Origin of the sequence: Corallococcus sp. AB032C, assembly GCF_003668935.1 — a bacterium.
Taxonomy (GTDB): domain Bacteria; phylum Myxococcota; class Myxococcia; order Myxococcales; family Myxococcaceae; genus Corallococcus; species Corallococcus exiguus.
The window spans coordinates 156,429-168,585 of the sequence record NZ_RAWP01000006.1 but is presented as its reverse complement, the minus strand read 5'-3'; the positions used below and the strand labels follow the sequence as shown (position 1 = coordinate 168,585).

The window sequence follows — 12,157 nt, the reverse complement described above, 5'->3', positions numbered from 1 at the left end:
GTCACGCGCTCCGCAACACATCACCCTCCAGCACGAATGACCCGGGCACCCCGTCCGGCGCGTGCCCCAGCGTGGCGAGCCTCCTCACCGATTCACCATCCGAGTCGCGGCACAGGAGCGCCACCTCGCGCCGGCCCAGGCTCACACGCAGCGGGCCTCCGCCCGTGGCGGCATCCAGCCTGCGGCGCTGTGCCTTCGTCAGCAGCCGTGCGCCGTCATGCCCGTCGCCGCCCGTCACCGCCCAGATGCCGGAGAACGCCTCCGCCAGCCGCACCTCGCCCTGGTCGATGACGACGGGCCGCACATCCGCGGGCCTCAGCTCCAGGTTGTGCCACGCCGCCGCGTCCACCGCATCAAGCGTGAGCCCTGCTTCATTCAGCGCGGAGGCCGGCAGGTAGCGCACGAACTCCGCGTCCTCCAGCACGTAGAAGACCTCCAGCCCCGCGGGCCCTGGACGGAACAGCGCGCCCTGGGTCCCCGCCACGAAGCCCTGGGGCCGCAGCACCGGGCGCAGCGCGTCCAATGACATCCCCGTGGGCCCCACGCCCGAGGACAATCCGCCCAGCCTCGACGCCAGCGCCTCCACGTGCGCGGTGAGCCCCTGCGTGCCCGGTGCCTCCTGATACGCGGCATACAGCGAGCCCACGTCCACGCGACCCACGCCACCCGAGGCCAGCTTCACCAGCAGGTCGCGGCCCTGGCGCCGGAACGCCACGCCCGCGCGTCCCAACGCGGCGGTCAGCGCGGCGGTGAACTCCGGGCGCAGCACCTGCTCCTCGGGCGCGGGCGGCGGAGGCAGGTCCGCGGCCTCCAGCTCCGCGCGCAGCAGCTTCGCCTCCGCGTCGAAGGGGTCCCGCTCCACGGCCTCCGCCACGTAGGCGCGGGCGCGCGCACCCTCTCCCTGCCGCAGCGCGAGCACGGCCAGCACCTTGAGGGCCTCCGGGTCACCGGGACTCAGGACCAGCGCTTCCCGCAGCTCGGATTCTGCCTCCCGGTGCCGCTCCAGCCCCAGCAGCGCTCGCGCGAGCCCCAGGCGCACCTGGAGTTCCTTGGGGAAGTCACGCCGCAGGGCCTGCATCAACGGCAGGGCTTCGCGCTCCGCGTCCGCGTTGACCAGCGCATGCGCCACGGTGAGGCGCAGCGTGGGTCCAGGCGTGCGCGCGGCCTCGTCACGCAGCGCCTCCAGCTCCGCGCCGCTGAGCACTTCACCCGCCTCCACCTTGCGGCGCAGGCGCTCCAGTTCCGCCGGGGAAATCACGCGCGGACTCTAATGGCCCACATCCGGAGCGCCCAGCCCCACGTCCTCACTTCGGCGGGAAGAAGTTCCAGGCCCGTCAATGCGTTGTGTCGTGCGGGCTCTCCTGCTCGGAGGACTCATCCTCGTTCCGGCTCTGGGAGAGGAAGTCGTCCAGGGCGCCCACGTCGATGGGCTTGCGGAACACGGCATCCACCTGCGCCAGGCTCGCGCGGTTCTGTCCCCGCACGTCCATGCCGGTGACGATGGCCAGCAGGGCCTGGGGCGTGCGCTGCCGCAGCTCGCGCGCCAGCTCCCAGCCCGTCATCTCCGGCATCACCGCGTCCAGCAGCGCGGCGTCGTAGGGGTGCTTCTCCCAGATGCGCAGGGCCACGTCCGGGCTGTGCGCCACCTGCACTTCGTAGCCCTCCTCGCCCAGCACCTCCGCCATCATCCGCGCGTTGTCCAAATCATCGTCCACCACCAGCACGCGGCGCGCGCGCCCGGGCATGCGCGGCATGCGTCCCGCCGGCTGCGCTGGCGACGGCTCGGCGGACACAGGCTCGCCCGCTGAAACATCGCGGAAGCGCGGCAGCCGCACGAGGAAACTCGCGCCCGAGCCGTCACGACGGTTCTCCACCGTCAGCTCTCCGCCCCAGCGCTGCACCTGCGTGCGCGCCACCGCCAGGAACAGCGAGAACTGCGGCGCCCCCGGGTCCCTGCGCAGCGGGTCGAACAGGCCCGCCAGTTCGTCCTGCGCGTAGGGCTTTCCCCCGTCCTCGATGCGCAGGTCCAGCCAGTCCTCCGCCGCCGGACGGGAGCGAATCACCAGCGTGCCGCCGCCCTCCATGCGGTCGCGCGCGGACAGCATCAGGTTGACGATGAGCTCGCGGAAGAAGCCCGCGTCCGCCTTCACGCCCCACGGGAAGCCCAGGTCCAGCTCCGTGTGCACCGGGTGCTCGCGCTGCTCCAGCTCGCCCCGAGCCAGCTCCAGCGCCTCGCGCACCGTCTGGTCCACCGGCACGTTGCCCAGGTGCTCCTCGGTGCGCTGCACGTTGAACTCCTGCAGCCGCGCCACCAGCTCGCCAATGTTGCGCACCGTCTTGTCCAGCGCGTCGACGTGCTCGGGCTTGTATTCGCGTTGCAACAGCGTGATGCGCAGCCGCAGCACGTTGAGGAAGTTGTTGAGCGCGTGCGCGGCGCCGCTCGCCAGCTGCCCCAGCGCCTGCTGCCGGGTGCGCCGCAGGAGCTGTCCCTGGAGCCTGCGCACCTCGCCGTGCGCGTTCTCCAGGGCCTTGGTCTTCACCGCGGCCTCGGTGCGATCGCTGAAGGTCTGGATGACGCCCGCCAGGACCTGGTCCTCCTCCCACACCGGCGTGGCGCTCATCTCCAGCGTGGCGTCTCCGCCGCCGGGGCGCTCCACCTGCATCATCACGCCGCGCACCGGCGCCTTCTCACGCAGCGCGCGCAGGAAGGGCATGTCCTGCACCTTGAAGGGCTCACCCGTGGGGTGCCGCGCGTTGACCTGGGTGAGCACGGGGCCCAGCGAGCCGGTGGCTCGCGCGCCCACCACCGCGCGCATGGGCACGCCCATCAGGCGGCTCACCGGCGGCGAGGCGAAGGACACCGTGCCATCCGTCTCCGCCAGCAGGATGCCCACCTCCACGTGGTTGAGCACCGACTCCATCACCGCCGCCTCGCGGAAGCGCACCTCCTCCGTCTTGAGCACGCGCGCGTAGGAGGCCTGCGCGGACGCGTCCGCCTCCCACACCAGCTCCGACACCAGCTCCGCCACGTCCGCGTGGATGACGCCTCCGTTGCGGCGCGCATAGACGTAGAGCAGCACCTCCTGGAGCGACTTGAACTCGCGGGTCAGGTCCTCGGGTTCGAAGTTCTGGTCGTACCGGAAGGCCCCGTGCGAACGCACCACCTCCGGCCACAGCCGCACGGCGTCCTCACCCCGGTCCTCGAGCAGCCGGGCAAGCTCATCCAACAGATAGCGCAGCGGTGCGCGCAGGTCCCTGCCGGGGACCTCCACCTCGTACGTCTCCGCGCGCAGGCGCTTGGACCACAGGCGCGTGATGCGCTCGCCCTCGTCCGAGAGCAGGGCTGACAGCGCGGCGATGGCGGTATCGGAAGAAGGCACGCTCAAGGGCGCACGATGCGCACGCTCCAGGCGTCCAGCCACCCGCCCCCCGTCTCCTCGCGGTGCGGCAATGTCAGGCGTTCCACACGAACGCCTCCATCACGGGTCCCGAGCGCCCGCCTGCCCGGCCGCCCTGGCAAAGGCGAGCGGTCGTCCCCACCTTTCCAGGCACGGATGAGCACGAAGGAGCACAGGAAGAACGACCTGGAGCAGCCTGAGATCTCTCAGCAGGCCATGGCGCAGCTCTTCCGTGGCGAGCTGAGCCGCTCGGACACGTGGCGCACGCGGCTGGACACGACGACGAACTGGGCGCTCACCACGACGGCGGCGGTCATCTCCTTCGGCTTCGCGTCGCCGGAGAGCTCGCACGTCACGTTCCTGGTGGGCATCTGGATGGTGGTGTCCTTCCTGCTCATCGAGGCGCGGCGCTACCGCTACTACGACCTGTGGAACCGCCGCGTGCGCCTGTTGGAGGACGGCTGGTGGGCGCCGATGCTGCGGCGCGAGCCGGTGGATCCAGACGCGCTGCGGGAGCTGGCGGTGGAGATGTCCCGGCCGCAAATCCAGCTGTCGCTGGTGTCCGCCATCGCGACGCGGCTCAACCGCGCGTACGGGCCCATCCTCATCGTCCTGTTGGTGACCTGGTTCTTCAAGGTCTACAGCCACCCGCGTCCGCCGCGCGACTTCGGGGACTTCGTGGACCGGGCGCACGTGGCCTGGATTCCGGGGCCGGTGGTGATGGCCGCGCTGCTGTTCCTCACCGTGGCGGCGGCGTACCTCTTCACCGCGTCCTTCTTCATCCGGTCGCCGCTGGGCGAACTGCGCACCCGGCCGCGCGGACGCCGGGCGGCGATGTGGGAGGCCTTCTACCGGCCCTACGCCATCCAGCGCCGCAAGCGCCCGCGGCCCCCGGGCGCGCGCGCCAACGCGCCGCGCCCGCCCGCCCCGTTCGACCCCTGACGCTAGCCGCCGAGCTGCGCGCCTAGCTGCGCCATCAGCGACATCACCCGGGCGCGCGTGGGCGCCTGGAGGTCTGGCCGCAGCGCGATCGCCTGGAGCATCTGGAACACGGGCGTGCCCCCCTCCAGGTGCTGGGCCGCGACCGCCAGCAGCGCGGGCTCCTCGCCCGCCGCCAGCCCTCCGGCCACCACCCACGCCCGCAGGTGCTCCAGCGCACCGGCGTCGAGAGGCCGCGTGTTCAGCGCGTCCAGCAGCGCCCGCTGCACGCTCCGGTCCTTCTCCGTCCCCAGCGCGTCCAGCAAGAGTCGCGTGGCCAGCTCCTGCGGAGCCTGGCGCAGCGCATCCGCCGCCGCGGCCCGCACGTCCGGGGACTCCGCGCGCAGGTGCGGCGGCACCACGTCCACCAGCCGCTCCGCCGCCGTGCCCCCCAGCGCGCGCAGCGCGTGCGACCGGTCCTCGTCCCCCGGCGCCTGGGCCACGGCGTTCTCCAGCGTCCGCACCGCCGCTCGCGCCTCCGCCGACCCCGGGTTCAAGCGCGAGGACCAGGCCCCCAGCGCGTACGACGTGGCCCGCTCCACCGGGACGTCGTGCTCCGTCCGGGCGCGGTCCAGCAGCCCGTTGAGCATCACGCCCATCTCCGGCTCCGGCTTCGTCACGAACCCCGCGCGCTGCACCATCATCACGTACGCGCCCGCGTGCTCCCGGGCCTCTGGCGCCTGGAGGAGCGTGCGCAGCGTGGCCTGCGCCTGCGGGTGGCCCGCGCCCACCAGCAGGTCCAGCATCAATTCGCGCATGCCCGGATGCGTGCCCGGCTTCAGGAACAGCCGCGTCAACTCCTGGCAGCGCTTCGGCTCCAGTTGCAGCGCCGCGATGGCCCGCCGCGCGAACACGTCCAGCCCCGCGATGGCATCCGGACTGGTGGCGTCCTCCAGCGTCTCCAGGAGCTCGTCCACGGTCATCCCGTCCGCCTGGCCGCGCAGTGCCGCCATCTCCGGATCCGTCTCGAAGGCGATTTGCGACGGCGTGCGCACCACCAGCTTCTGCTCATCCGAAGGAGGCAGGGGCTGCATCTCCCGCGACTGGTACGTCAGCCGCAGGCGCAGCCGCTTGGACACCAGCACGTTCCCGTCCGTGCCCAGCGCGTCCAGCACCTCGTCCTGGGAGATGGCGACGAGGTGTCCTTCCGCGTCGCGGTCGAAGGTCGTGAGCGAACCCAGCTCCTGCTTCGCCACCGTCGCCGCGCCCGCCGCGCGCAGGCTCTGGTAGCGCGTCCTCCGGCGGGTCAGCCGCGAGGTGTCCCCAGGCTCGAAGGCGAACGCCGCTTCCACCTCGCCCGTCTGCGTGGACTCGGTGGCCGTCCACGACGGCTCATCGCGCAGCGCGGAGGGGAACAGCTCCGCCGCCAGCGTCTGCGCGAACTGGCGGAACAGCGGGGGCTCGGCCTCGGAGAAGCGCACCGCCTGGAGCGCGCCGCGCGCGTCCAATTCCAGCCACGCGCTAGAAGTGTCCGGCAGGTGGGCCTGGAGCGCCGCCGCGTCGGGCAGCAGCGCCTGTCCGGAGAGGACCGCTTCGTGCCGCCCCAGCCGGCGCAGCGTCAGGCGCAGCCGGGTGCCCGTCGCGCGCGTCTCCAGCGCCTGGAGCGAGAGCTCGCCGTCCAGGTGCAGCACGCCCTCCAGCGACTGGGTCTTCGCGTCCGGCCCCGGCATGGGCAGCGCCACGCGCGTCAGGTCATCCCAGACGAGGTGGAAGGTGTGCGCCTCGCCCACGCGCCAGCGGAACAGCGGCAACCGGTGGGAGGACTCGGAGGACTCCACCGTCGCGGCGGACGGGGACGGTACGGACAGCCAGAAGGGCAGCGCCCCCAGGCACACCAGGGCACCCAGACCGGCCACGCCACGAACGAGGGTCGAGCGACGCATGAAACACTCCCAAAGCAAGAAGTCGAAAGAAGAGGGGAACCACTCCCCCGGGGCCGTTGAAGCCAGCCCCGGGGGGCATGCGAGAGCGCGGCTAGTAGAGCTGCGCGAGCGGCAGGTAATGCTGGTCGTTGAAGAGCTGCGTGCTGGTGCCGAAGCCCTGCCACGACACGATGGGGAACTCGCCCTTCAGGAAGCCCAGCTCCGCGAACACGGAGAGCCGGCCATCCAGCGAGCGCAGCGTCATGTTCAGGCTGGTGCCCAGGCCCAGGAACAGCGTGTTGGGGTTCGTCGGGTGCGTGGGCGAGCTCAGCGCGACGCCGATGCGGCCCTCCAGCGGCAGGCTGAAGCTCAGGATGGTCAGCGTTCCGCGGACGCCAATCTGGAAGCCCGGGATGCCGATGGCCAGCGACACGAAGCCGTTGGCGGACGCGTAGGGCCCGATGCTGCCCAGCAGGTCCAGCGTGATGAGGTTGCGCGCGCAGTCACGGCCCAGGGCGCCGCCCATCGACGTGGCGATGCCCACCTCCACGGACAGGCCGCCGCTCACCGTCACGGGGATGAACCACACCATGAAGGTGGCGCTCGCCTTGGCCGCGTCCTTGTCCACGAAGGGCTTGCGCTCGATGAAGGTGAAGCGCGCCGGGTAGGACTTGTCGAACGTGAAGACGGACTTGCCGAGCACGCGCGCGCCCAGCTCCACGCGGATGGCGGAGGGCTGCGTGGACGCGCGGCCGGACAGCCAGGCGATCTCCGTGCGCACCGGGCTGAACACGTTCGCGTAGAGGCCCAGCTCGCTGAAGATGGCGGCGTTGGTGTCGCACCAGTTGCCGGTGAACGCGGAGCCGGGCGTGGACAGCTCCCAGCCCGCGCGCAGCGAATAGCCACCGCCGAAGTTGTTGTCACCCGCGTAGCCGCCCGCGGAGAAGTCCTGCGCCTGGCGCTTGGTCATGGTGACCGGGTTCGTGGGCGGCTGCTGATTCGCCGCCTGCTGCGCCAGGTACTCCGCCATGGCCTTGACGTACGCATTCACCAGCGTCGGGTTGAGCGTGTAGTCCTTCTGGTCCAGGCCCTTGATCTTCAGCCGGTCCGCGTTGCGGATGAAGCTCTCCGCGCCGAAGTCGTTGCCGGTGACGGTGAGGCACTGGCGCAGGTCCGCCTCGCGGCGGGGCACCATGACCGCGTCCACCATGGCCTTGTAGCGGCGAGGGCTCCAGTCACACGCCGTGGCCTTGCTGGTGTCGAGGCAGCCCTCGGAGTCCGCCTTCACCAGCGACTCCTCCAACTGCTTGTCCAGACCGTACAGCTGCTCGGCGACCCTCTCATCCAGCTCCACCGTGCTGAAGTCGCGGCTGCGCAGCATCTCCGACTCGCGCTGCCAGCCGGCGTAGACGGCGTTGCGCCGCTCCAGCAGGGCGGAGAAGGCCTCCTGGCGCTGCTGAGAATCGTTGAGCACGTCGTCGGCGACCTTGCTCAGCGACTTGCTCAGGGCCTGGTGCCACGCGTCCGAGGGCAGCACCGCCTGACGGGCCTCCACGTTGTTCGCCTTCAGCGCCGCCTCGGAGGTGAAGACGTAGCCCTTGGCGCCCTTGGGGTACGGCCCCGGAACGAAGCGGAAGTACGCGTTCTTCTCCACGCGCGTCTTGCCATCCCAGAGGGGCGCCTGCTTCACCCCGTCCTTGCTGAACAGCGTGCGCTCCGCGATGCCTCCAGAGCCGTAGGCCGCGGTGAACTGCGCGCGGAAGTCGTCGCCAAAGCGGCCCGCGTTCTGCTCGAAGCGGCTGAAGTCGTAGTGCTTCTCGTGCACGAACTCCTGGCACGAGCGCTCCAGCACGCCGTTGGCGTCCCACTCGTTGCGCTGCTTGTTGTACGCCTGCTCCACCTTGGTGAGGTTCTTGTAGTCCTTGCGCGCCAGCACCTGGCCGCGCTGCACCTGGCCCACGACGGACTCATCCGAACCGGAGAAGAGCGTGTTGAGGACGGCGTTGGGCTGCACGGCCACCGACTCCACACCGCCGCCCATGCTGTCGGGCAGCAGCGCGGTGCGCTTGGGCGCGGACGTGTAGCGGGCCTTCCACTCGGACTCCATCAGGCCCTGGCAATAGGAGTCGTTCTCCTGGCCGCACGAGGACGCGCGGTAGTCCACGCCGGAGCACTCGGTCAGCGTGGGTTGGGTGCAGGGGGCCGCCAGCGCCTGGGGGGCCGCCAGCGACAGGGTGGACAGCATGGCCCAGCGCACGGGGTGCGGCAGCCGGACAGGGGTTCTGCGCGAACTCATGAAAGCCTCATCTCGGGGAACGCACGGGCCAGCAGGGCCCGGACGCCGCAGCCCATGAGCACGATGCGTGCCGGGCCTCTTCACCCCGCGCGCCAGAGGGGACGTCGAGGGAGCGCCTGGCGCCGTGAGGACGCGCAGACCACAAACGGCAAGTTCAGCCGTTGCCCCGAAGGCAACGACAGACGCCTGGGCTTGGGGGCGCGATACACGTTCGACACATGCGTTGGACGCCCCCCTGGCCGGGGCCCGCTCCCGCCGTCACGCCCCCGGGCGGGTCAGCCAAGGCCCCCTGCCGGGCGGCCGGACGGACCACCCGGGCTGATGGGGGCCATGCCCAGGGGTGAATCCCGGGTGCTTTCGCCCTTCCGGCCCTCCCGGATTTGTGGTGTGAACCGCCCCCATGGCGAACACGCGCATTGTGACGGTCATCAACGGCGACGGCATCGGTCCCGAGGTTTCGGCGGCCACCATCCGCGTCCTGGAAGCCCTCAAGGTCCCCCTGGAGTTCGAGTTCAAGGACGCGGGCACGGAGGTGGTGGCCAAGTTCGGCACCAACCTGCCCCACGAGACGGTGGAGGCCGTGCTCCGCAGCGGCGTGGCGCTCAAGGGCCCCACCGGCACCGTCGTGGGTGGCGGCCTGCCCTCCGCGAACGTGGGCCTGCGCAAGCGGCTGGACCTGTACTCGTCCCTGCGCCCGGTGAAGAGCGTCCCCAACGTCAAGACGCGCTACGAGAACGTCGACCTGGTCGTCGTTCGTGAGAACACCGAGGACCTCTACGCGGGCCTGGAGCACATCGTGGTGCCGGGCGTCGTGGAGGCCATCAAGGTCATCACGGAGAAGGCGTCCACGCGCATCGCCCGCTTCGCCTTCGAGTACGCCAAGAAGAACGGCCGCAAGAAGGTGTCCGCCATCCACAAGGCGAACATCATGAAGCTGTCGGACGGCCTCTTCCTGGACTGCTGCCGCAAGGTGAGCCGCGAGTTCCCGGAGGTCGCGTACGACGAGGTCATCGTCGACAACCTCTGCATGCAGCTGGTGAAGGACCCGACCCGCTTCGACGTGATGGTGCTGGAGAACCTGTACGGCGACATCGTCAGCGACCTGTGCGCGGGCCTGGTGGGCGGCCTGGGCATGGTGCCGGGCGCCAACATCGGCGAGCGCACCGCCGTCTTCGAGGCCGTGCACGGCACCGCCCCGGACATCGCGGGCAAGGGCATCGCGAACCCCACCGCGCTGATGATGTCCGCCGTCATGATGCTGGAGTGGCTGGACCTGCGTGAGGCGTCCCAGCGCATGGCCAACGCCATCCAGAAGGTCTACGGCGGCGAGGCGAAGGTGCGCACCGGCGACCTGGGCGGCAGCGCCACCACGCGCGAGTTCACCGACGCCATCATCGCCGCGCTGTAGTCCAGCGCAGGCGGTGCTTCGAAGGGGGCGGGAGGTTCTCCTCCGGCCCCCTTCCTGTTTTCAGCCGACGATGACCTTGCGCACGCCTCGCGCTTCCAGGAGCGCGGGAAGCCGTTCGCGCTGGTCGCCCTGCAACACCAGCGCGTCCTCCTCCACCACTCCACCGCAGCCCAGGCCGCCCTTGAGCGCCTTGAGCCAGGTGTCCAGCTGGGCGGCGGACAGCCCCAGTTGCTCCACCACCGTCACCTCCTTGCCGCCCCGGCCCTTGCGCTCCATGCGCACCACGGCGCGCGCGGGGCCCTTGGGCTCCGGCTTCTCCCGGGGCGGGGGCGGAGGCGCTCCCACGGGCAGCGCGTCCCGCTGCGCGGACAGGGCGGCGAAGGGGTTGTTGAAGGGCCCCGGCGGCGGGGCCTCGTCCTTCTTGTCGCGCTTGCCCATGGCGTCCTTCGCGCTCCTGTCCCCTTACGGGTGGGCGTGGCCCTCGTGGCCGGGGGAGCCGGTGCCCCGCGAGCGCGGAGGCGGCAGGGCGCTGAAGGCGGGGGCGTCGGGGTTTCCGCTCGCCAGCACCAGCGCGTAGATGAGCGGCGCGAACGGCGGCACTTCACGGCCGTTCACCAGCACCAGCGGCGTGCCCTGGATGTTGAAGCGCATCGCGTACTCGACATCCTGGCGCAGCTTCCCGATGGTCTCCGGCGCAGTCATGCACGCCTCCAGCTGCGGGCGAGCCACGGAGCCGGAGCTGGCGATCTCCATCACCTTGTCGGTGTCCAGGAAGGCCTGCGCGGCGAAGAGCCTCTCGCGCAGCGTCCAGAAGTCCTTGGCGCCCTCCAGGCACACCGTGGCCCGGGCCGCGGCGCAGCGCACGCTGAGCGCGTCCGGACCGCGGTTGGGGATGGCCGGGTTGCACTGGCCGTCCAGCGGGAACTGCCGCGCCTCCACGGACAGCATGCCCTGGGGCGCGTGCTGCTTGATGGCGGCCAGCTCCTCCACCAGCATCTTGCAGTGGGGGCACTTGCTGTCGGTCCACTCCAGCACCTTCACCGGCGCGTCCGCCGGGCCGTAGAGGGCGCGCGACGGATAGGCCGCGAGCTTCGGCGTGGCCGCGCGATACACGGCGAGCGCATCCGACAGGAACTGGCGCTGCTGCGGCTCCAGGCTGGCGATGAACTCTCCCAGCGTGGCGGGCGGCGCGGGCGGGGGCGGCGGCATGGGGGAGTTGGAGCCGGACGTGTTCGGCGCCTGCGTGGAGGCCACCGGCGGCAGGAAGGCGCCGGCCTTCGGCGCGTGCGGCGTGGCCCGGCCGGGCATCTGCATGGCCACGAAGGCGACGGCGGAGATGCCCACGGTCCACTTGAGCGTGTCGCCCCACTCGCCCGCCTGGGGCATCAGGGGGCCGGGCAGGCCGCGCCACGCCACGCCGGTGAAGACGAGCACCAGCGCGTAGGTGCCCATGCAGGTGGGGCACACCACGCCCAGCTGGGCGCTGACGGCGGCGAAGACGATGATGGAGACGACGCCCGCGAGCGCCAGCAGGCGCAGTCCGTTGGTGGCCGGGCGCACATCGCGGCCCGCCTTGGCCCACGCGAGGTACAGCGCGGAGAGGCCCACGGCGGCCAGGCCCCACACCAGGCCCAGGCCCGCGATGGGGATGCCCAGCGTGTCGTGCACGGCGCTGGCGAAGTCCGAGTTCCAGACGGTGGCGCAGTTGACGGTCTCGCTGATGCTGCAGGCGGTGGAGCCGCCCGCGCGCACCGTGAGCAACTCCAGCCATTGATAGACGGCGAGCCCGCTGGTGACGAGTCCCAGCGCCAGCAGCGCGAGTGCGCCACGGGTGGGAACGGGGGCGGCCGGGGTCGGGGCCTTCTTGCTCATGCGTGCTCCGGAGGGGGGGTCATCAGGACGAGGAGGCGGGCGTTGTCCGGGCCGTCATTGACGACGCCGTGTTCGATGCCCGCGGGGGCGAAAAGGGTGGAGCCGGGGCCATGCGCCGCTTCCTCGTCGCCGATGCGGAAGCGGCAGCTTCCCTCCAGCACGAGGTACACCTTGTCGGACGTGGCATGCCGGTGGGGCTTCTGCGCCTGGCCCGGGGCCAGGCAGTAGACGTCGAGGAAGAAGCGACCCGACTGGAAGACGGAGTGCTTCTGGAGCTTCTCCAAGGAGAAGCCCTGGAAGGCCGAAAGCTGCTTCACATCCATCGTGGCATCCGCTCCTGCGC

General features: G+C 71.2%; 9 protein-coding genes. 2 read left to right on the top strand and 7 right to left on the bottom strand.

Features of this window, described 5'->3' with window-relative positions:
* Position 1: 1 nt before the first annotated feature.
* On the bottom strand, positions 2-1,258 hold the full coding sequence (locus D7X99_RS04135; RefSeq protein WP_121776558.1) for a tetratricopeptide repeat protein: 1,257 nt from the start codon (positions 1,256-1,258) through the stop codon (positions 2-4).
* Positions 1,259-1,334: 76 nt separating this feature from the next.
* Complete coding sequence (locus D7X99_RS04130; protein ID WP_121776591.1) at positions 1,335-3,380, bottom strand: hybrid sensor histidine kinase/response regulator; 2,046 nt, start codon at positions 3,378-3,380, stop codon at positions 1,335-1,337.
* A gap of 174 nt (positions 3,381-3,554) precedes the next feature.
* On the opposite strand from D7X99_RS04130, the gene D7X99_RS04125 reads away from it, so the two are divergent.
* Positions 3,555-4,340, top strand: a complete 786-nt coding sequence (locus tag D7X99_RS04125) for a DUF2270 domain-containing protein (RefSeq protein WP_121776557.1) — start codon at positions 3,555-3,557, stop codon at positions 4,338-4,340.
* A 2-nt stretch (positions 4,341-4,342) separates the two neighbouring features.
* On the opposite strand, the gene D7X99_RS04120 is transcribed toward D7X99_RS04125, so the two are convergent.
* Positions 4,343-6,259 carry a HEAT repeat domain-containing protein gene (locus D7X99_RS04120; protein ID WP_121776556.1) on the bottom strand — a complete coding sequence of 639 codons (1,917 nt, stop codon included), beginning with the start codon at positions 6,257-6,259 and terminating at the stop codon, positions 4,343-4,345.
* A gap of 91 nt (positions 6,260-6,350) precedes the next feature.
* Positions 6,351-8,534, bottom strand: coding sequence for a hypothetical protein (locus D7X99_RS04115; protein WP_121776555.1), 2,184 nt, complete (start codon positions 8,532-8,534; stop codon positions 6,351-6,353).
* 400 nt (positions 8,535-8,934) lie between these two features.
* On the opposite strand from D7X99_RS04115, the gene D7X99_RS04110 reads away from it, so the two are divergent.
* Positions 8,935-9,942 carry an isocitrate/isopropylmalate dehydrogenase family protein gene (locus D7X99_RS04110; RefSeq protein ID WP_121776554.1) on the top strand — a complete coding sequence of 336 codons (1,008 nt, stop codon included), beginning with the start codon at positions 8,935-8,937 and terminating at the stop codon, positions 9,940-9,942.
* 60 nt (positions 9,943-10,002) lie between these two features.
* On the opposite strand, the gene D7X99_RS04105 is transcribed toward D7X99_RS04110, so the two are convergent.
* The 3 genes from D7X99_RS04105 to D7X99_RS04095 are packed head-to-tail and all read right to left on the bottom strand — an operon-like array spanning position 10,003 to position 12,137.
* On the bottom strand, positions 10,003-10,380 hold the full coding sequence (locus D7X99_RS04105; RefSeq protein ID WP_121776553.1) for a translation initiation factor: 378 nt from the start codon (positions 10,378-10,380) through the stop codon (positions 10,003-10,005).
* 24 nt (positions 10,381-10,404) lie between these two features.
* Positions 10,405-11,814, bottom strand: a complete 1,410-nt coding sequence (locus D7X99_RS04100) for a thioredoxin domain-containing protein (RefSeq protein WP_121776552.1) — start codon at positions 11,812-11,814, stop codon at positions 10,405-10,407.
* Positions 11,811-12,137: a cupin domain-containing protein gene (locus D7X99_RS04095; protein ID WP_121762013.1), complete on the bottom strand. Its 327-nt coding sequence runs from the start codon at positions 12,135-12,137 to the stop codon at positions 11,811-11,813. Before D7X99_RS04095 ends, D7X99_RS04100 begins: the two co-directional genes overlap by 4 nt.
* Positions 12,138-12,157 lie beyond the last annotated feature (20 nt).

What these genes read in the sequence shown, in the direction of transcription:
- D7X99_RS04125 (WP_121776557.1), top strand. Translation starts at nt 3,555, where the DNA reads ATGAGCACGAAGGAGCACAGGAAGAACGACCTGGAGCAGCCTGAGATC.
- D7X99_RS04120 (WP_121776556.1), bottom strand. Translation starts at nt 6,259, where the DNA reads ATGCGTCGCTCGACCCTCGTTCGTGGCGTGGCCGGTCTGGGTGCCCTG.
- D7X99_RS04115 (WP_121776555.1), bottom strand. Translation starts at nt 8,534, where the DNA reads ATGAGTTCGCGCAGAACCCCTGTCCGGCTGCCGCACCCCGTGCGCTGG.
- D7X99_RS04110 (WP_121776554.1), top strand. Translation starts at nt 8,935, where the DNA reads ATGGCGAACACGCGCATTGTGACGGTCATCAACGGCGACGGCATCGGT.
- D7X99_RS04105 (WP_121776553.1), bottom strand. Translation starts at nt 10,380, where the DNA reads ATGGGCAAGCGCGACAAGAAGGACGAGGCCCCGCCGCCGGGGCCCTTC.
- D7X99_RS04100 (WP_121776552.1), bottom strand. Translation starts at nt 11,814, where the DNA reads ATGAGCAAGAAGGCCCCGACCCCGGCCGCCCCCGTTCCCACCCGTGGC.
- D7X99_RS04095 (WP_121762013.1), bottom strand. Translation starts at nt 12,137, where the DNA reads ATGGATGTGAAGCAGCTTTCGGCCTTCCAGGGCTTCTCCTTGGAGAAG.